The organism is Xanthomonas sp. WHRI 7945 (genome assembly GCF_035026585.1).
In genome coordinates this window covers 133668-152722 of record NZ_JAYIQP010000011.1, presented here as the reverse complement: position 1 = coordinate 152722, position 19055 = coordinate 133668, and the positions used below count along the sequence as shown (strand labels likewise).

16 protein-coding genes are annotated in these 19055 nt (G+C 69.2%); 11 read left to right on the top strand and 5 right to left on the bottom strand.

What is annotated here, in order from left to right; genetic code table 11:
- Nucleotides 1-98: 98 nt before the first annotated feature.
- Entirely contained in the window at nt 99-407 is a 309-nt protein-coding gene (locus VDQ83_RS11220; protein WP_455434973.1) for a hypothetical protein, read from the bottom strand.
- 316 nt (nt 408-723) lie between these two features.
- On the opposite strand from VDQ83_RS11220, the gene VDQ83_RS11215 reads away from it, so the two are divergent.
- The 11 genes from VDQ83_RS11215 to VDQ83_RS11165 all read left to right on the top strand — a co-directional run bounded on the left by VDQ83_RS11215 (nt 724) and on the right by VDQ83_RS11165 (nt 11356).
- On the top strand, nt 724-1974 hold the full coding sequence (locus VDQ83_RS11215) for an OprO/OprP family phosphate-selective porin (protein ID WP_263395006.1): 1251 nt from the start codon (nt 724-726) through the stop codon (nt 1972-1974).
- A gap of 162 nt (nt 1975-2136) precedes the next feature.
- Nucleotides 2137-3156 (top strand): phosphate ABC transporter substrate-binding protein PstS, encoded by a 1020-nt coding sequence (gene pstS / locus VDQ83_RS11210; protein ID WP_263395007.1) that lies wholly within the window; start codon nt 2137-2139, stop codon nt 3154-3156.
- A 384-nt stretch (nt 3157-3540) separates the two neighbouring features.
- A complete protein-coding gene (gene pstS, locus VDQ83_RS11205; RefSeq protein WP_263395008.1) occupies nt 3541-4641 on the top strand; it encodes a phosphate ABC transporter substrate-binding protein PstS in 1101 nt (366 codons plus the stop codon).
- Nucleotides 4642-4881: 240 nt separating this feature from the next.
- Nucleotides 4882-5856 (top strand): phosphate ABC transporter permease subunit PstC, encoded by a 975-nt coding sequence (gene pstC, locus VDQ83_RS11200; protein ID WP_263395009.1) that lies wholly within the window; start codon nt 4882-4884, stop codon nt 5854-5856.
- Nucleotides 5856-6722: a phosphate ABC transporter permease PstA gene (gene pstA, locus VDQ83_RS11195; RefSeq protein ID WP_455434972.1), complete on the top strand. Its 867-nt coding sequence runs from the start codon at nt 5856-5858 to the stop codon at nt 6720-6722. Before pstC ends, pstA begins: the two co-directional genes overlap by 1 nt.
- Before the next feature lie 19 nt (nt 6723-6741).
- On the top strand, nt 6742-7569 hold the full coding sequence (gene pstB / locus VDQ83_RS11190; RefSeq protein WP_263395010.1) for a phosphate ABC transporter ATP-binding protein PstB: 828 nt from the start codon (nt 6742-6744) through the stop codon (nt 7567-7569).
- A 143-nt stretch (nt 7570-7712) separates the two neighbouring features.
- A complete protein-coding gene (phoU, locus tag VDQ83_RS11185; protein WP_263395011.1) occupies nt 7713-8423 on the top strand; it encodes a phosphate signaling complex protein PhoU in 711 nt (236 codons plus the stop codon).
- A 156-nt stretch (nt 8424-8579) separates the two neighbouring features.
- A complete protein-coding gene (locus tag VDQ83_RS11180; protein ID WP_455434971.1) occupies nt 8580-9023 on the top strand; it encodes an RcnB family protein in 444 nt (147 codons plus the stop codon).
- Nucleotides 9024-9374: 351 nt separating this feature from the next.
- A complete protein-coding gene (gene rnt / locus VDQ83_RS11175; protein ID WP_263395013.1) occupies nt 9375-10019 on the top strand; it encodes a ribonuclease T in 645 nt (214 codons plus the stop codon).
- Nucleotides 10020-10326: 307 nt separating this feature from the next.
- The gene (gvpU, locus tag VDQ83_RS11170) at nt 10327-10788 is read left to right on the top strand and encodes a gas vesicle accessory protein GvpU (protein WP_309917416.1); all 462 of its coding nucleotides are present in this window, start codon (nt 10327-10329) and stop codon (nt 10786-10788) included.
- 25 nt (nt 10789-10813) lie between these two features.
- Entirely contained in the window at nt 10814-11356 is a 543-nt protein-coding gene (locus tag VDQ83_RS11165; RefSeq protein ID WP_455434970.1) for an N-acetyltransferase family protein, read from the top strand.
- A gap of 224 nt (nt 11357-11580) precedes the next feature.
- On the opposite strand, the gene VDQ83_RS11160 is transcribed toward VDQ83_RS11165, so the two are convergent.
- From VDQ83_RS11160 to rnr, 4 genes are all read right to left on the bottom strand, one after another.
- Nucleotides 11581-14529, bottom strand: a complete 2949-nt coding sequence (locus VDQ83_RS11160; protein ID WP_455434969.1) for a diguanylate cyclase — start codon at nt 14527-14529, stop codon at nt 11581-11583.
- A 511-nt stretch (nt 14530-15040) separates the two neighbouring features.
- Nucleotides 15041-15787 (bottom strand): 23S rRNA (guanosine(2251)-2'-O)-methyltransferase RlmB, encoded by a 747-nt coding sequence (gene rlmB / locus VDQ83_RS11155; RefSeq protein WP_263395016.1) that lies wholly within the window; start codon nt 15785-15787, stop codon nt 15041-15043.
- A gap of 194 nt (nt 15788-15981) precedes the next feature.
- On the bottom strand, nt 15982-16452 hold the full coding sequence (locus tag VDQ83_RS11150) for a GFA family protein (RefSeq protein WP_455434968.1): 471 nt from the start codon (nt 16450-16452) through the stop codon (nt 15982-15984).
- 109 nt (nt 16453-16561) lie between these two features.
- Nucleotides 16562-19045, bottom strand: a complete 2484-nt coding sequence (gene rnr / locus VDQ83_RS11145) for a ribonuclease R (protein WP_455434967.1) — start codon at nt 19043-19045, stop codon at nt 16562-16564.
- Nucleotides 19046-19055 lie beyond the last annotated feature (10 nt).

The following is a 19055-nucleotide window of genomic DNA, read 5'->3' as shown; positions in this document are numbered from 1 at the left end:
CATCGCGCACTGCGCGAGCACGGCAGGCGATGACGTGCGGGTGGCGGCGGATCGGCGATCGCAGCGGCCGGCGGCCGGGCGCGATCGGATCCGCCGTCTCAGGCGCTGGGAGGGCGCAGCCGCGGCCGCGGATGGGTGCCGGCGCCGTGCCATGCCGCCGGCTCGGGCCACAGGGGCGCTACCCGTGTCGGCCGCCACGCCGCGGCCGGCAGTACCGGCGTGTCGTCGTAAGCCAGCTGGTCGAGCGGGTCGGCAATGCTGCGCGATGCGTCGTGCGCATCCGTCGCCGGCAATTCGGGCGCCCCCGTCAAGCCGATATCGGTCTGCGGCGGCGGCACTGCCGTCGGCGCAGAACGCAACGCCGGCATCAGCGCCAGCAACGCGATCAACAGCAGTGCGGCGAGCATCGGCATCCGCTTGCAGGCATGCGAGTTCATGCCTCCACGCTAACTAGCGTGACCAGCAGCGACAAGTGGTGCAGCGCACAAAAAAGCCGATCGATGGCGCGGTGGCGAGACGATGCCGCAGTTTGTGATGCGCGTCGTACGCGGCAGCGGCGCGCTGATTTCATCTGCACGCCATCGGACCGCAACATGGCGCGCGTCCAATGATGCAGACGGCGCGGCAGCGGGCGCCAGCCTGCGCGGCCCTGTCCGCCAAGTGTCATATTTACGCAATCTTCACATATTAGCCTGCGCGCATCTTCCACCGCCCAGGCAACCCATGAAACTGTCTCGCACCCTCCTCTCGGCAGCCGTGCTCACTGCGATGTTCGCGCCCGCCGCTCACGCCGAGATCGCCATCGACGTGATCGGCGGCTCGGAAATCTCCTTCGAAGGCCTGGTCCAGGCCGACGGCAGCTGGTACGACAACGACGTCCAGGACCTCAACGGCACCACCGGCAACAACGGCAAGAACACCGATTTCGGCCTTCGCCGTGCCGAGTTGGTCGCCAAGGGCAAGGGCCCGGGCAATTTCGAGTGGGTCCTGGGCTACGACGCCAGCACCCTGCGCGAATCGTCCAACAACGGCACCACGGTGCGCAGCAGCGGCAAGTTCCTGGACACCAACATCAAGTACAAGTTCGGCGGCAACGCCAACAACTTCCTGCAGGTCGGCCAGTACAAGCAGCCGAACAGCCTGGAAGAACTGTCCAGCACCAAGAACAACGACTTCATCTCCAAGTCCTCGGTCACCAACACCTACGCGGTGGCACGTCGTCTCGGCGGCGCGGTCGGCTTCGGCGACAGCAACTGGAGCGTGGTCGGCAGCGTGTTCGGCCGCGAGCTGAGCCGCAACCTGGCGCACGGCAGCGGCTACGGCGCGCGCGGCACCTTCGCGCCGATCAACGAGTCGGGCAACATCCTGCACTTCGGCCTGAGCTACGTGAACTACGACACCGACGCCGACACGCTGCGCCTGCGCGCACGTCCGAACGCCGACCTGTCCGGTGTGCGTCTGGTCGACAGCGGCAACCTGACCAACACCGACCGCATCGGCGTGATCGGCGGCGAAGCGATGTGGGTCACCGGCCCGTTCAAGGCCCAGGGCGAGTACTACAACGCCAAGGTCGAGCGTTACGGCGCCAGCGACAACTACAGCACCGACGGCTGGTACCTCAGCGGCGTGTGGAACATCACCGGCGAGACGTGGGGCTACAAGGCCGGCGTGCCGACCACCCCGCTGCCGAACGAGCCGGCCAGCGGCATGTGGCAGCTGGGCGTGCGCTACGACAGCATCGACCTGAACGATGGCGACCTGGTCGCGCGTCCGGTCGGCGCACCGCTGGTCGACGGCGTGCTCGGCGGCAAGATGAACACCTGGACGGTCGGCGCCAACTGGTACTGGCATTCCAACTTCAAGTTCGCGCTGAACTACGTCATGGTCGACAGCAGCAAGTACAGCAGCACCGTCCGCGGCAACGTCAGCGACAAGCCGAACATCCTCGAAGCGCGCGCGCAGTTCTACTGGTAATCGCTCCAGCCGGTGCGGGGCGCGACCGTCGCGCTCCGCACCCGCACCCTGCGCCGCCGCGGCGTCATGTTTCCGTCATGTAACAGCCGTGTCGCTGTCATCGAACGGTTATGTAATGGCCGCGTGCGGTGCCCCGCATACCACCCTTCAGGAGCTTCCTCCGTGATCTTCTCGCTCAAATCCCGCGTCCTGGCCGCCGCCGTCGCCGCGTCGTTCGTGTTCGCCGCCAACGCCGCCGATGTCACCGGCGCCGGCGCCTCCTTCATCTATCCGGTCATGTCCAAGTGGTCGGCCGACTACAACACCGCCACCGGCAAGAAGGTCAACTACCAGTCGATCGGTTCCGGCGGCGGTATCGCCCAGATCAAGGCCGCCACGGTCGACTTCGGTTCCTCCGATGCGCCGCTCAAGCCGGACGACCTGGCCGCTTCGGGCCTGGCCCAGTTCCCGTCGGTGATCGGCGGCGTGGTGCCGGTGGTCAACGTGCAGGGCATCGCCCCGGGCGCGCTGAAGCTGGACGGCAAGACCCTGGCCGACATCTTCCTGGGCAAGGTCAAGACCTGGAACGACCCGGCGATCGTCGCCCTGAACCCGGGCGTGCAGCTGCCCGACGGCAAGATCACCGTGGTGCACCGCTCCGACGGTTCGGGCACCAGCTTCAACTTCACCAACTACCTGTCCAAGGTCAACCCGGACTGGAAGAGCAAGGTCGGCGAAGGCACCGCGGTGCAGTGGCCGGTCGGCATCGGCGGCAAGGGCAACGAAGGCGTCGCCGCCTACGTCAAGCAGATCAAGGGCGGCATCGGCTACGTCGAGCTGTCCTATGCGCTGCAGAACAAGATGTCCTACACCTCGATGAAGAACGCCGCCGGCAAGTTCGTGCAGCCCAGCGACGAGAGCTTCGCCGCCGCGGCCGCCAGCGCCGACTGGGCCAACGCCAAGGATTTCTACCTGGTGATGACCAATGCCCCGGGCGAGACCTCGTGGCCGATCACCGCGACCAACTTCATCCTGGTCCACAAGCAGCCGAAGAACCCGGCCAGCGCCAAGGCCACCAAGGACTTCTTCAAGTGGGTCTACGCCAATGGCGACGCGCAGGCCAAGCAGCTGGACTACGTGCCGCTGCCGGACGCGCTGGTCAAGCAGATCGACGCCTACTGGAGCGCCAACCTGAAGTACTGATCGGCGCTCTCTCTCTCCCGCCGATCGCTACCAGGACGCGGGCCCCTCACGGGGTCCGCGTTTTTTGTTTCTTCTCTCCATCGGGGCGCACGCCCTCTCCTAGGGGAATGCGCCCGCAAGGCGGATCAGGAGATACGCAGGACGGTGTTGGCCCAGGCGGTGCCTGCGTGCAGGCTCACAAGCTGCAGGCGCAGCAAGCTGCGCGTGGCTTCGCTCCTACCCTCGCCCCCGACCCCTCTCCCGACGGGGAGAGGGGAGCGAAGCGGTTGTTTTTCTTGATCAATCTCACGGATAGGCAGCTGCGTCATGAGGCTGTAACAAAAACATCATTTCATAGCGTGCATCCGCCGGCCCGTCCGGCCCTCTTCGCTACGGAGTGACCCCATGAAACTGCAGCCGGCACGCTTTGCCGTCCTGTCCCTGGCCCTCGCCTTCGCCGTCACTGCCTGCCAGCCGGGCAATGGCGACAAGCCGCAGGGTGCCGCCGATGCGGCAGGTGGCGCACCCGCAGCCGCTCCGGCCGACGGTGCCAAGACCGCCGCGGAGATCTCCGGCGCTGGCGCGTCCTTCATCTATCCGCTGGTGTCCAAGTGGTCGGCCGACTACCACACCGCCACCGGCAACAAGATCAACTACCAGTCGATCGGCTCCGGCGGCGGCATCGCCCAGATCAAGGCCGGCACGGTCGATTTCGGTTCCTCCGACAAGCCGCTGGACAGCGCCGAACTGGCCGCCGCCGGCCTCGGCCAGTTCCCCTCGGCGATCGGCGGCGTGGTGCCGGTGGTCAACCTGGACGGCATGGAAGCGGGCAAGCTGAAGCTGACCGGCGCGGTGCTGGCCGACATCTTCCTCGGCAAGGTCACCACCTGGAACGATCCGGCGATCGCCGCACTGAACCCCGGCACCACCCTGCCCACCACCAAGATCAACCTGGTGCACCGCTCCGACGGCTCGGGCACCAGCTTCAACTTCACCAACTACCTGTCCAAGGTCAGCCCGGAGTGGAAGAGCAAGGTCGGCGAAGGCACCTCGGTGCAGTGGCCGGGCGGCGTCGGCGGCAAGGGCAACGAAGGCGTGGCCTCGTACGTGCAGCAGATCAAGGGCTCGATCGGCTACGTCGAACTGGCCTACGCGCTGCAGAACAAGATGCCGTACGCCTCGCTGCAGAACGCGGCCGGCAACTGGGTGCAGCCCAACGCCGAAAGCTTCGCCGCGGCGGCCGCGTCGGCCGACTGGGCCAACGCCAAGGATTTCAACCTGGTCATCACCAACGCCGCCGGCGCGCAGGCGTGGCCGATCACCGCCACCAACTTCATGCTGATGCACAAGCAGCCCAAGGATGCGGCGCGCAGCAAGGCGACCCTGGAGTTCTTCAAGTGGGCGTTCGAGAAGGGCCAGCCGCAGGCCAACGACCTGCACTACGTGCCGCTGCCGCCGGAGCTGGTGCAGCAGATCGAGGCGTACTGGGCGAAGGAGTTCAAGTAAGCGCAACCGCGCTGCCGCCCTCGCCGGCGGCAGCGTGCACGCGGCGGCGGCACGCGCCGCGCACGTGACACGCGACCGGCGCTGCAGCAGGCAGCGCCGGCCGCCGCATCGGTACGACGTATTCCGGACTTTCGGGTTCCCGCTTGCGCGGGAGCGACGCAGCCACCCACCGCGCGCGGCCACCCCCGCCGCGGCCACGATCGGATCGCGCAGCTGCGCGCTCCGGCAAACACCGAGCCCATGAACGCCACTGTCATTCCCGAAGCGATAACGGCGCCCCGCGGACGCGATCTGCGCGACGCCCGTGCCGACCGTCTGTTCCGCTGGATACTTACCGCCACCGTCGTGTTCGTCCTCGTCGCGCTGGCCAGCGCGGCGCTGTCGATGCTGTGGGGCGGCCGCCATGCCCTGCAGATGCAGGGCCTGAGCTTCTTCTACTCCAGCGAATGGAACCCGGTCGAGAACAAGTACGGCGCGCTGGCGCCGATCTACGGCACCCTGGTCACCGCCATGATCGCGATGCTGATCGCGGTGCCGGTGAGCTACGGCATCGCCTTCTTCCTCACCGAAGTATCGCCGCGCTGGCTGCGCGGCCCGGTCGGCACCGCCATCGAACTGCTGGCCGGCATCCCGTCGATCATCTACGGCATGTGGGGCCTGTTCGTGCTGGTGCCGGTGATGACCGAGTACGGCACGCCGTGGCTCAACGATCACGTCGGCACGCTGCCGATCATTGGTCCGATGTTCCAGGGCCCGCCGTTGGGCATCGGCCTGCTCACCGCCGGCTTCGTACTGGCGATCATGGTGATCCCGTTCATCTCCTCGGTAATGCGCGAAGTGTTCCTGACCGTGCCGACGCGGCTGAAGGAGTCGGCCTACGCGCTGGGCTCCACGCGCTGGGAAGTGAGCTGGGACATCGTGCTGCCCTACACGCGTTCGGCGGTTATCGGCGGCATCTTCCTGGGCCTGGGCCGCGCGCTCGGCGAGACCATGGCGGTGGCGTTCGTGGTCGGCAACACGGTGCGGCTGTCGCCGTCGCTGCTGGAGCCGGGCACCACCATCGCCGCGCTGATCGCCAACGACTTCGGCGAGGCCACCGAGACCTACCGCTCGGCGCTGCTGCTGCTGGGCTTCGTATTGTTCATCGTCACCTTCATCGTGCTGGCGATCGCCCGCCTGATGCTGCAGCAACTGTCGCGCCGGGAGGGCAACTGATGGCCGCCGACATCGCCGATCGCCTGTACAACCGCCGCCGCGTGGTCAACGTCTTCGCGCTGCTGCTGTCCTGCCTCACCGCGCTGTTCGGGCTGGCGTTCCTGGGCTGGATCCTGTGGACCCTGGTGTCCAAGGGCATCGCCGGCATCGACGTCGACCTGTTCACCCGCATGACCCCGCCGCCGGGCGAAGACGGCGGCCTGGCCAACGCGTTCTTCGGCAGCGCGGTGATGTGCGGCCTGGCGCTGCTGATCGGCACTCCGCTGGGCGTGGCCGCCGGCACCTGGCTGGCCGAATACGGCAACGCGCGCAAGACCGGCCAGGTGGTGCGCTTCGTCAACGACATCCTGTTGTCGGCGCCGTCGATCGTGCTCGGCCTGTTCGTGTACACGCTGTACGTGATGCAGACCGGCGGGCGCTTCTCGGCGATGGCCGGCGCGCTGTCGCTGGCCTTCATCGTGCTGCCGGTGGTGGTGCGCACCACCGACGAGATGCTGCGCCTGGTGCCCTCGCAGATGCGCGAAGCGGCGCTGTCGCTGGGCATCCCGCAGTGGAAGGTGACGATCCAGGTGCTGTACCGCAGCGCCTCGGCCGGCATCGTCACCGGCGTGCTGCTGGCGCTGGCGCGGATCAGCGGCGAGACCGCGCCGCTGCTGTTCACCGCGTTCGGCAACCAGTACTGGAACAACAACGTCATGCAGCCGATGGCGAGCGTGCCGGTGGTGATGAACTCCTTCGCCGGCAGCCCCTACCCGACCTGGCAGCAGCTGGCCTGGTCCGGCGCGCTGGTGCTCACCGTGTTCGTGCTGCTGGTCAGCCTCGGCGCGCGCGGCCTGCTGAGCCGCTACAAGACATCCAACGATTGATTCCCCTATGGAACCGGCCATGAACGATCAGCACAACGCCGCACCGATGCACCGCATCGCCATGCCCACCGGGCACACCGCGCTGGCGCCATCGCCGGTCAAGGTGGCCGCGCGCGGCCTGGACTTCTACTACGACAAGTACCACGCGCTGAAGGGCATCAACATCGAGGTGCCGGAAAAGCGCGTCACCGCGCTGATCGGCCCCTCCGGCTGCGGCAAGTCCACGCTGCTGCGCATCTTCAACCGCATCTACGCGCTGTATCCGAAGCTGGAAGCGCGCGGCGAGGTGCTGCTGGACGGCGAGAACATCCTGTCGCCGAAGTACCCGATGAACCGCCTGCGCAGCAAGGTCGGCATGGTGTTCCAGAAGCCGGTGCCGTTCCCGATGACCATCTTCGAGAACGTCGCCTACGGCATCCGCCACCACGAGAAGCTGTCCAAGGCGGACATGACCGATCGCGTCGAGCAGGCGCTGCGCCAGGGCGCGCTGTGGGACGAGGTCAAGGACAAGCTCGGGCAGAGCGCGCTGGGCCTGTCCGGCGGCCAGCAGCAGCGCCTGTGCATCGCCCGCGCGGTGGCGCTGCGCCCTGACGTGCTGCTGCTCGACGAGCCGACCTCGGCGCTGGACCCGATTTCCACCAGCCGCATCGAGCAGCTGGTCGAAGAGCTGAAGAACGACTACACCATCGTCATCGTCACCCACAACATGCAGCAGGCCGCGCGCGTGTCCGACTACACCGCCTTCATGTACCTGGGCGACCTGATCGAGCACGACCGCACCGAGATCATCTTCTCGCAGCCCAGCAAGCAGCAGACCGAAGACTACATCACCGGCCGCTTCGGGTAAGCGGCAGCGCCCGGGCGCTGCCCGAACGGCATCGGCCGCGATCGCCGGCCCCGGCCATGGAGGCCGGGCCGGACGCTCCGACGCCAGCCCCGCAACGCCAGGAATGGCCGCGGCGACACTAACGACTTCAACGGACCTACGACATGAATACCCAGCCGAACGAGCACATCGTGAAGAGCTACGACGAAGAGCAGCACCGCATCGCGGCCGAGATCGTGCGCATGGGCGAGACCGCGGTGGCGCAGCTGGAAGCGGCGCTGGACGTGGTCGAACGCCGCGACGACAACGCCGCGCTGCGCATCGTCGTCAACGACGAGGCGATCGACGCGCTCGAGCAATCGATCAGCCATGACGTGATGCGCCTGGCGCTGCGCGGGCCGATGGCGCGCGACCTGCGCGAGATCCTCGCCGGCCTGCGCATCCCGGCCGACATCGAGCGCATCGGCGACTACGCGGCGAACGTGGCCAAGCGCTCGATCGCGCTGAACACCTCACCGCCGATGCCGCAGACGCTGGGCCTGCGCCAGCTCGGCACGCTGGCCGCGCAGCAGGTGCGCGAAGCGTTGGCCGCCTACCGCAGCGGCGACGCCGACGCGGCGCTGCGGGTGCGCCAGGGCGATGCGCTGCTGGATGCGCAGTACACCGCGCTGTTCCGCGAACTGCTGACCTACATGATGGAAGATCCGCGCAACATCACCCCGTGCACGCATCTGCTGTTCATGGCCAAGAACCTGGAACGGATCGGCGACCACGCCACCAACATCGCCGAGAACGTATGGTTCCTGGTGCACGGCGACCAGCCGCTGCCGCCGCGCGACAAGCGCGACGAGACCAGCACCACCACCGGAATCTGAGCGATTCCCCCGGCCTGGCCAGGCAGCCGGTAGGTGGCGACACCTATCGGCACCTGCAACCTGCTGAATTCCCTGGCAATCCATCGCGTTCATCTATGGGCGCGTACGGTGCGGATACGCGTGGAGCCGTTCTCCACCGACCACCCAGGAGACACCATGAAGCGCATCATCGGTTCGGTCCTCGCACTGTCGCTGCTGGCCTCCGGCGGCGCCTTCGCCGCCGGCCAGGACGGCCGCGATCGCGATCACGGTCCGCCCCAGGACCGCAACGACCACCGCGACGACCGCGGCCCGCAGCAGGCGCGCCACGACGACGATCGCGACGATCACCGCGACAACCGCCATGACGATCACCGCGACAACCGCCATGACGATCGCCGCGACGATCGCCACGACAACGGCCGCCACGAAGGCTGGCGCAACCACAAGCGCGGCGAACGGCTGGCGCTCGGCCATCGCGGCGATCGCGTGTCGGACTACCGCAAGCACGGGCTGAGGGCGCCGCCGCGCGGCCACGAGTGGCGCCGGGTCGACAACCAGTACGTGCTGATCGCCGTGGCCACCGGCATCATCACCAGCGTCATCGCCAACAGCCGCTGATCCAGGTACCGACCGCAATCAAGGGCCCTGCTTCGGCGGGGCCTTTTTTGTTGCGTACCACGCAGCGCCGAATCAGCGTGCCGCCCTTGTAGGAGCGACTTCAGTCGCGACGGGCGTTACCGGCAATGCCCGCCGCGACCGACGACCCGACGCTCATCCGGACACGCCCCACATACGTCGCAGCCTGCGAATGCTCGCCTCCAATGCCGCTCCACTCCAACGATCCTCAGGAATCCGCGCCGCGACGCACGGCACCTGCACTGCCGGCTCGCACCTGCCCCGATGTACCCAAGCCACCCGCACGCCACCGCCAGCGGCGGGCGTTTAGCCGCGCTCTGCTACCCTGGACGCATGAACGATCACGTCGACAGCCCGTCCCAACCCCTCGCCATCACCCCCATGTCGCGGCGTTTCCGCGGCTATCTGCCGGTGGTGGTGGATGTGGAGACCGGCGGCTTCGACTGGAACCGGCACGCGCTGCTGGAGATCGCCGCGGTGCCGATCGAGATGGATGATTTCGGCCAGCTGTATCCCGGCGTCACCGCCAGCGCGCACGTGGTGCCGGCGCCCGGCACCGCCATCGATCCGAAGTCGCTGGAAATCACCGGCATCATCCTCGACCACCCGTTCCGCTTCGCCAAGCCCGAGCGCGAGGCGCTGGACCACGTGTTCGCGCCGGTACGCGCGGCGGTGAAGAAATACGGTTGCCAGCGCGCGATCCTGGTCGGCCACAACGCGCACTTCGACCTGAATTTCCTCAACGCCACGGTCGCGCGCTGCGGCCACAAGCGCAACCCGTTCCATCCTTTCAGCGTGTTCGACACGGTGACCCTGGCCGGCATCGCCTACGGCCAGACCGTGCTGGCGCGCGCGGTGCAGGCGGCCGGCTTCGACTGGAACGCCGCCGACGCGCACAGCGCGGTCTACGACACCGAGCAGACCGCGCGGCTGTTCTGCAAGATCGCCAACGCCTGGCCGGCGCCGCAGATCGGCTGAGCGCGGCGCACACGGCCCGCGCGCCGGCCGTTCCGCACCAATGCAGCCGGCGCCGCCTGGCGACGCGGAGACACTGCGTCAGGCGTCAACGCCGCGGCCAACAGGCCCGGCATCTTCAAGAAGAGCCACAAGACCGCGCCGCGCCGCGGCCGCAATGCCGACTGTGGCACACTCGGGCAGCAGTGCTGGGGAAGCAGGTTTGCACCGTCAAACCCGTCGGCCGGTCACTGTCTGGCATCCATGCAAGCCACGCCGTTTCGCGGTGCGGCTCAGCGCACGCCCTAGCCGCTCCACCGAGGAGAACCGCATGACCGCTCAAGACGAAAATCAATCCACTCCGGAACAGATCAAGCTGTCGTTCGACGGCCAGAGCGTCGACTGGTATCTGCAGAAGCTCGTCACCGTGGTCAACACGTCCACCGTGCAGTTCGGCGTCACGCTGTTCGTCGAAGGGGCCATCGTCTCGGGCGTGCTGGTCAGCGGCAAGAAATACTTCGAGACCTTCGCGCAGGAATTCTCCGCCGCCTATCCCGGCGACGCCGAAGGCAAGGAGAGCATTCGCCAGGCCTTCGCCAGCCACGCCTCCATCTACGACTCGGAGAACGGCGAGCAGACCACGTCGCCGCCGCAGTTCATCCACTTGATCGATTCGCGCCACTTTTCGCCTGGCGGCCAACCGTTGCCGAACAACCGCGGCGTGCTGTGGCGCGGCAAGATCAACGCGGTGTCCGGCTTCAGCCTGGGATCGCTGACGGCCGACCAGGCCTGACCAGGCGCCACCAGGCCGACCCGCCTTGCCGACCGGCCGCGAGCGAGCGCAGGTGAGCTCCCTGCCCGCGACCATGCTGATCCGGCAGGCCGGGCTGGCCGATCTGGAGGCGATGTGGATGCTCTTCCAGGCCGTCATCGCGCCTGGCGACGCACTGCCGTTTGCCGACGGCCTGGACCGTGACACCTTTCGCGCGCACTGGTTCGGGGGCCACATCGCATCTGTGGCCATGGCCGGCGCGCGCTTGCTCGGCATGTACAAACTGGGCGCCAACTACCCGGATCTGGGCTCGCACGTCGCCACCGCGACCTACCTGGTGGACCCGGCCGCGCAAGGCCAGGGCGTGAGCCGCGCGCTGGTCGAGCACAGCCTTGCCCAGGCGCAGCGCGAGGGGTTCATGGCGATGCAGTTCAACTATGTCGTAAGCACCAATGTCGCGGCCATGGCGCTGTACCGGAAGCTCGGCTTCGCCATCGTCGGCACGCTGCCCAAGGCCTTCCGGCATCGGCAGCTGGGCCTGGTGGACGCCCACGTCATGTTCAAGTTCTTGCAGACCACCTCTCCCTGACCACGCGGGCAAGTTGCACCGGCTCGGCGGTGCGAGCAAACGCGGCGTCCAGCGCCGCTGCACAAGCAACCGAGGCTGGACGGCCGGTTTGCGACCGGCGGGCCATCGGCGACAGCGGCTGCAGTTTCCCGACTGTGCCGCGATCGCGTGCCCGATCCCGCCACGACGGACGAATGCGCGGCGGGCGCCGTTGCCTGCGCCTGGAGCTGCCGCCGCACTCGCACTCACCCCACGCAGACCCGGTCCCGCCCCCCGCTCTTGGCCCGGTACAGCGCCGCGTCGGCACGCTGCAGCAGCTGGCTCGGCGTCTCCTCCCCGCTCAGCGCCACCAGCCCGGCGCTGAAGGTCACCCGCAGCGCTGGCGCGTCGGCCCACTGCGGGCGCGCATGGAACAGTTCGCGCAGGCGTGCGGCCACGCGTTCGGCATCGGCCAGCGACGTGTCGCTGAGCAGCACCGCGAATTCCTCGCCGCCCAGCCGCGCCGGCAGGTCGGAGCCGCGGCAGGCCTCGCCGAGCAGGCGTCCGACTTCGCGCAGCACCGCATCGCCGGTGGCATGCGAGTAGCCGTCGTTGATCTGCTTGAAGCGGTCGATATCGATCACCAGCAGGCACAGCGGACTGCCGCTGCGGTGCACGCGCATGACCTCGCGGACCAGCACTTCGTCGAAATGGCGGCGGTTCGGCAGCCCGGTCATCGCATCCTCGTGGGCCTGGCGCTCGAACGCGTCGGCCTGGTCCTGCAGTTCGGCCAGCAACCGGTTCTTGTCGGCGTCGGCCTGCAACAGCCGTTCGGTCTGCAGGCGCAGGGCGCCGGTGCGCTGCTCGACCAGCCGTTCCAGGCGCAGGTTGCGGCGCTTGTAGCGGCCGATCAGGTAGCGGTACAGCGCCACCATGCCCAGCAGCAGCGCCAGCGCGGCGCCGGCCTGCACGCTGCGCCGCTGCCACCACAGCGGCGCCACGCTGAACCGCCACACCGCTTCGCGCGTGCTCCACGCGCCATCCGGGTGCGCCGCAGCCACGTGCAGGGTGTAGTCGCCCGGCGGCAAGCCGATGAACTCGACGCTGCGCTGCTGGCCGCGCTCCACCCAGCCCGCGTCCAGGCCCTCGAGCCGGGTGCGGTAGCGGATGCGCTCGGGCAGCAGGTAGCTGAGCCCGACGTAGGACACCGCGATGCGCGTGGCGCCGGGCAGGCGCGACCGGCCGCGCCAGGCGAACGGCCGCCCGTCCAGCAACACGTTCTCGATCGCCGCCGGCGGCGGCAGGCGTTCGCGGAAACGCTGCAGACGGCGCGGATCGACCGTGCTGACGCCGCCGGCGGTGACCAGCCACACGCTGCCGTCGCCGCGCACGATCATCGACGGGCCGGAGCTGCCGTTGCCCTGCGCGTTGGCCATGCCGTCGATCTCGTTGTAGCGGGTCACCTGCAACCTGCCGCCGCGGCCGTCGGCGGCCGCGTCGAGCGCAGCGGCACTCGTCCGCAGCACGCCACGGTTGCTGCTGATCCAGACGTCGCCGAGGCGGTCGCGGACCAGTTGGAACACCGCGTCCACCGGCATGCCCTGCTCCAGCCCGACCCGCGCCAGGCGGCCGTCGCGGTAGCGGTGCAGGCCGCGATCGGTGGAGATCCAGACGTCGCCGCCCAGCGCCTGGAACCCGAACACGCTGCGCGCACCGCCCAGCGGCTCCAGCGGCAGTCGCTGCACGCGGCCGTCGCGCAGCACGGAGGCGCCTTCGACCGAGCCGATCCACAGCGCGCCGTCGATGCTGGCCAGCGCGGTGATCAGGCCCTGCGGCAGGCCCGGCACGGCGGCGGGCCGCGCCTGCTCGCCGTCGATGCGCACCAGCCCGCGCTGGGTGCCGATCCACACCGTGCCGGCGCGGTCCACGCTGATCGTGCGCACGTGGCCGCTGGGCAGGCCGTCGCCCTGGCCGTAGTGGCGGCGCACGCGGCCGTCGCGCATCCGGTACACGCCGTCGGCGTAGGTGCCGACCCACAGGTCGCCGTCCGCGCCGCGCGCCAGGCTCAGCACCGACGGCGCGCTGCCGTTGGCGTTGCGCAAGCCCGCCGGCGCGACCGTGCCGTCCGCCGCCATCCGGTCGAGCCCGGCGGCACTGCCGATCCACAGCGCGCCGTCGGGCGCCTCCAGCAGGGCGCGCACGTAGTCGCCGCTGAGCCCGTCGCGGCGCGTGTAGCTGGTGAACAGGGTTTCGCGCAACCGGAACAGGCCGCCGTTGGCGCCGATCCAGATGCTGCCCTCGGCATCCTCGAGCAGGCTCACCACGCGGCCGTTGGGCAGCACCTCGCCCGGCGCCATGTGTTCGACGCCATGGCGGCCGATGCGCAGCAGGCCCCGGTTCTCGGTGCCCAGCCACAGCGCGCCGTTGCGATCGCGCAGCATCGCGGTGAAATGGCCGTAGCCCGGCAGGCGATGCATCAGCACCGCGCGCTCGCCCTGCAGCCGGTACACGTTCTCGCCGGCGACCAGCCACAGCGTGCCGGCGGCGTCGCGATACGGCCAGGCCAGGCCGGGCGGCAGCCCGAACGCCGCCGGCGCGCGCCGCAGCACGCCCTGCGCGTCGCGGTACAGCAGGCCGTCGAGGCTGCCGATCCAGACCCGGTCGCGGTCGTCGACGGCGATATGCGGGAAGCTCGCCGCCAGCGGCAGGTCCGGCGGCGCCGGCTGGTAGTCGAAGCGGCCGTCCGGCCACAGGCAGCCCAGGCCGTTGCCTTCGAACAGCAGCCACAGCCGGCCGTGGCGGTCCTGGGTCATGGCGTGGATCAACGCGCGCGGCCAGCCCGGCGGCTGCACCCAGAAGCGCCAGTTGCCGGCGCGGTCGTAGCGGCCCAGGTTGCCGCGCGAGTCGCTGAGCCACAGCGTGCCGTCGCGGCCCACGTACAGCGAACCGACGCCGTTGTCGGGCAGGCCCGGACGGGTGCTGCGGTCGATCACCGCGAAATCCAGGCCGTTGTAGCGCACCAGCCCTTCCCAGGTCGCGAACCACAGCCGCCCGTCCGCGGTCTGCGCCAGGTCGCGCAGCGAGTTGTGCGGCAGGCCGTTGCGCGAGGTCCACGCATCCACGGCGTAGTCGCGCAGCGGCGGCGGCCCGGCATCGGGCGTGGCGTTCGTCGCGGCGGCCTCTGCCCCGAACACCAAGGCAAGCAACGCCAGCAAGACCGGCAGCCAAGCGTGCGCGGCGCGGCGGCCAGCCGCCGCATGCAACGGCGCCACTCCCCTCACCTAGCGGATCCGACCCGAACCGCGCCAGGGCGTGCCGGCCATTCCTGGGTACGCCGCAAGGTTCCTGCGCACGCACGCGGCAAGCAAGAACAAGCATGTGGACAGACGTTCGCCTTCGGGCGCCGGCACAACCCCGAGCGGCTGCAGGAGCGGCGCGTGTCGATCCAGCGCGGCGATGGACGACACGCACCAGGACACGGGCACGATGGCCGGCCAGGATCGGCGAGACGGGGGCGATGCTGGCTCATTGCCGGAACGGAACACGGGGAGAGCGCATATGGTAGGCAAAAATCCGCCGCCGCGGGTGGATCCGCGTGCCGCGCCCGGCTCCGGCGCAGCGGCGCCGCGCGTTGCCCGCAGGCTGACGGAGCAGCCTTCGGGCAGGTTGCGCAGACGCGGCGTGGCGCCGCGCTTTCCAGCGATCAGCCGCCTGCGCGCGCGCCGCTCACCCCATGCGCTGGCGCACCGCCTCGAACAGGGTCACGCCGGTCGCCACCGACACGTTGAGGCTCTCGATGTCGCCGGGCATCGGGATCTTGACCAGGCCGTCGCAGTGCTCGCGGGTCAGCCGGCGCAGGCCGTCGGATTCGCCGCCCAGCACCAGCGCCACGTTGCCGCGCAGGTCCTGCGCGTACAGCGAGGTCTCGGCTTCGCCGACCAGGCCGTAGATCCACACGCCCTGCTTCTGCAGGTCGCGCAGGCAGCGCGCCAGGTTGGTCACCGCCACGATCGGAATGCGGTCGGCGGCGCCGGCCGAGGTCTTGCGCACGGTGGCGTTGACCGGCGCCGACTTGTCCTTCGGGATCACCACCGCCGTTGCACCGGCCGCGGCCGCGCTGCGCAGGCAGGCGCCGAGGTTGTGCGGATCCTGCACCCCATCCAGCACCAGCAGCAGCGCGCGACCCTCGGCCGCGGCGACCAGCCCTTCCAGTTCGTTCTCGCCCCAGGTGCGCGCCGCCGCATAGCGCGCGGCCACGCCCTGGTGCCGCACCGAACCGCCGACGCCGTCCAGCGCCTGGGTGTTGACCCGCCGCACCTCGATGCCCTTGCGCCGTGCGTTCTCCTCGATCTCCACCAGCCGCGGGTTCTTGCTGCCCGCTTCGACCAGCACTTCGCGCACGTTGTCGGCATCGTTCTCGATCGACGAGGCCACGGCGTTGACGCCGACGATCCACTGGTTCTGCTTGCTCATGAGGCGGGGACTGCGAGGAAGGAAAGCGGGAATGGTAGGCGTTGCCGGCGCCCACGTCACATCGCCGGCGCGCGGGCTGGACCACGCCAGCCTCCATGCGGTCCGCAACCGGGGACGAAGCGCACAGAAGTCCTGCCGCGAACGTGAACCCAAGCGCGATTTACAGAAAGCCGCATGGCGCGGCAGCGCCCGGCTCAGGCCGGCCAACGCTCGGTGTCGTGGTCCGGATGCTGGTGCGACACCACCTGCGCCAGGAACGGCGCCGCGTCCAGGTCGGCATCGGTGCGGATCGCCGGCAAGCGGTGCAGGCCGTCCACGAACGGCAGCTTGCCCTCCAGCCCGTACTGGATCCGCGGCGGCAGCGCCGCCGGATCGTCGAACGCGCCGGCGGCCACCGCGACGCCGTCCGGCGCCTCGTAGGTCAGCGGCGTGCCGCAGTCGGCGCAGAAACCGCGCCGCACCAGATTGGAGGATTGGAAATGCTTCGGCGCGCCACGCGTCCACACCAATTCCGCGCCGCGCGTGGACACCAGCGGCGCGTAGTAGGCGCCGAACGCCTTCTGGCACATCCGGCAATGGCAGATCGAGGCGTCGTCGAGCCGGCCGCGCACGCGGAAGCGCACCGCGCCGCACTGGCAACCGCCGCTGTAGTCGTCATGCTCCATATCTGCTCTCCGCTGCGAATCGCATCGCGCAGGAAGCGCTCCCATGCGCATCGCGCAAGGAGTCAGCGATCGCGGCGGCCGCTGGGCGGCCCGCCGCGATCCTGCGCCGTCAGTACTTCTTTTTCTTGCGCTTGGCCGGCTGCTGCTGGCCGCGTTCCGGCGGCGGCGGCATGTCGGTCATCGGCTCGCCTTCCACCACCAGGCGGAAGTCGATCTTGCGCTCTTCCATGCTGGCCTTGAGCACCAGGATGCGGACCCGGTCGCCGAGCCGGAACTGCATGCCGCGACGCTCGCCGGACAGGGTCTTGCGCACCGCGTCGAACTGGTAATAGTCCTGCGGCAGCTGGGTCACGTGGATCAGGCCGTTGACCTTGGACTGGTCCAGCTCCACGAACAGGCCGAAGCTGGTGACGCCGCTGACCACGCCGTCGAACTGGCCGCCGACGTGCTTTTCCATCCACGCCGCGCGGTAGCGCTCGTCGACCTCCCGCTCGGCCTCGTCGGCACGGCGCTCGCGCTCGGAGCACTGCAGCGCCAGCGCCGCCATCTCGCGCGGCGAGTACAGGTACTTGTCCGGCGCCCCGTGGGTCAGCGCGTACTTGATCGCGCGGTGCACCAGCAGGTCCGGATAGCGGCGGATCGGCGAGGTGAAGTGCGCGTACGCCTCCAGCGCCAGGCCGAAGTGGCCGGCGTTGTCCGGCGAGTACACCGCCATGCTCTGGCTGCGCAGCAGCACCGACTCCAGCAGCGCCGCGTCCGGGCGCTCGCGCACCTTCTTCAGCAGCTTGGTGTAGTCGCCCGGCACCACCTTGTTCCACGGCGGCAGGCTCAGCTTGAATTCCTTCAGGAACTCGAGCAGGTCCGCGTACTTGGACTCCGGCGGCCGCTCGTGCACGCGGTACGGCGCCGGGATGCGCGCCTCCAGCAGGTGCCGCGCCGCGGCCACGTTGGCGGCGATCATGCATTCCTCGATCAGCTTGTGCGCGTCGTTGCGCACCAGCATCCCGGCCTGGGTCACTTCGCCGGTGTTGTCGAGCACGAAGCGCACTTCCGAGGTCTCGAACTCGATCGCGCCGCGGCGCGAACGCGCCTTGGCCAGCACGTGGAACAGCTGGTACAGGCGCTCGATCTGCGGCAGTACCGCGGCCACATCCTTGCGCACCTGTTCGTCTTTCTCGCCCACCGCCTGCCACACCTGGTCGTAGGTGAGCCGCGCGTGCGAATTCATCACCGCCTCGTAGAAGCGCGCGCCGCCCACCTCGCCCTGGCGATCGATCTGCATGTCGCAGACGAAGCACATGCGGTCGACCTTGGGATTGAGCGAGCAGATGCCGTTGGACAGCGTCTCCGGCAGCATCGGCACCACGAAACCGGGGAAATACACCGAGGTCGCGCGCCGGATCGCTTCGGCGTCCAGCGGCGTGCCCGGGCGCACGTAGTGCGACACGTCGGCGATCGCCACCACCAGGCGGAAGCCGTCGGCGTTGGGTTCGCAGAACACCGCGTCGTCGAAGTCCTTGGCGTCGGCGCCGTCGATGGTCACCAGCGGGGTCTGCCGCAGGTCCACGCGGCCCTTGATCGCCGCCGGCTCCACCGTCATCGGCACCGCGGCGGCTTCGTCGAGCACCGCCTGCGGGAATTCGTACGGCAGCTCGCGGCCGTGGATCGCGGTTTCCACCACCAGCGACGGGGTCAGCTTGTCGCCGAGCACCGCGATGATCTTGCCGATCGGCGGGCGCCGCCCGTCCGGGGTGGAGGTGAGTTCGCACACCACCAGCTGGCCGTCGCGGGCCTCGCCCATCGCATCGGTCGGGATCTGGATGTTGCGCTGGATGCGCTTGTCGTCCGGCACCACGTAGGCGATGCCGCCTTCCATGCTGAAACGGCCGATCAGCCGGCTCAGGCCGCGCTCGATCACCCGTGCGATGCTGCCTTCGCGGCGCCCGCGGCGATCGATGCCGGTGACGTTGGCCAGGGCGCGGTCGCCATGCAGCACCTTGCGCATCTCGTACGGCGGCAGGAACAGGTCGTCGCCGCCCTCGTCCGGGCGCAGGAAGCCGAAGCCGTCGGGATTGGCGATCACCACGCCGGGGATCAGGTTGGTCTGCTGCACCGGCGCGTAGCCGCCGCGGCGGTTCTGCACCAGTTGCGCCTCGCGCAGCATCGCGCCCAGGCGCTTGCTCAACGCCTCCATGCGCGACGGCTCGGTCAGGCCGAGCTGCGTGGCCAGTTCTTCCAGGGTCTGCGGGCCATCGCAGCGGTCGAGCAGCTGCAGGATCGCCTCGCGGCTGGCGATCGGTTCGGCATAGCGCTCGGCCTCGCGCGCGGCGAACGGATCGGCGACCGTGGCAGGTTTCTTGCGTGAGGACGGTGCGTTGCGCGAGGACGGCGCGGCCACAGGCTCGGGCGGATGCAGCGGCTGCAACGGCGGCTTGGGACTACGCCGCAGGAAGCTGGGGAGGCTGGGCATCCACGACGGCATCCGGGATTTCTTCGCCGCAGGCGGCGCGGCCGGGGCGCCGCCCTTGCTGGCGGGTGTGTCGTGGGACGCAGACTTGCCGGGCTTGCCGGACTTGGTTTTTCGATTGGTCATCCGCCCATGG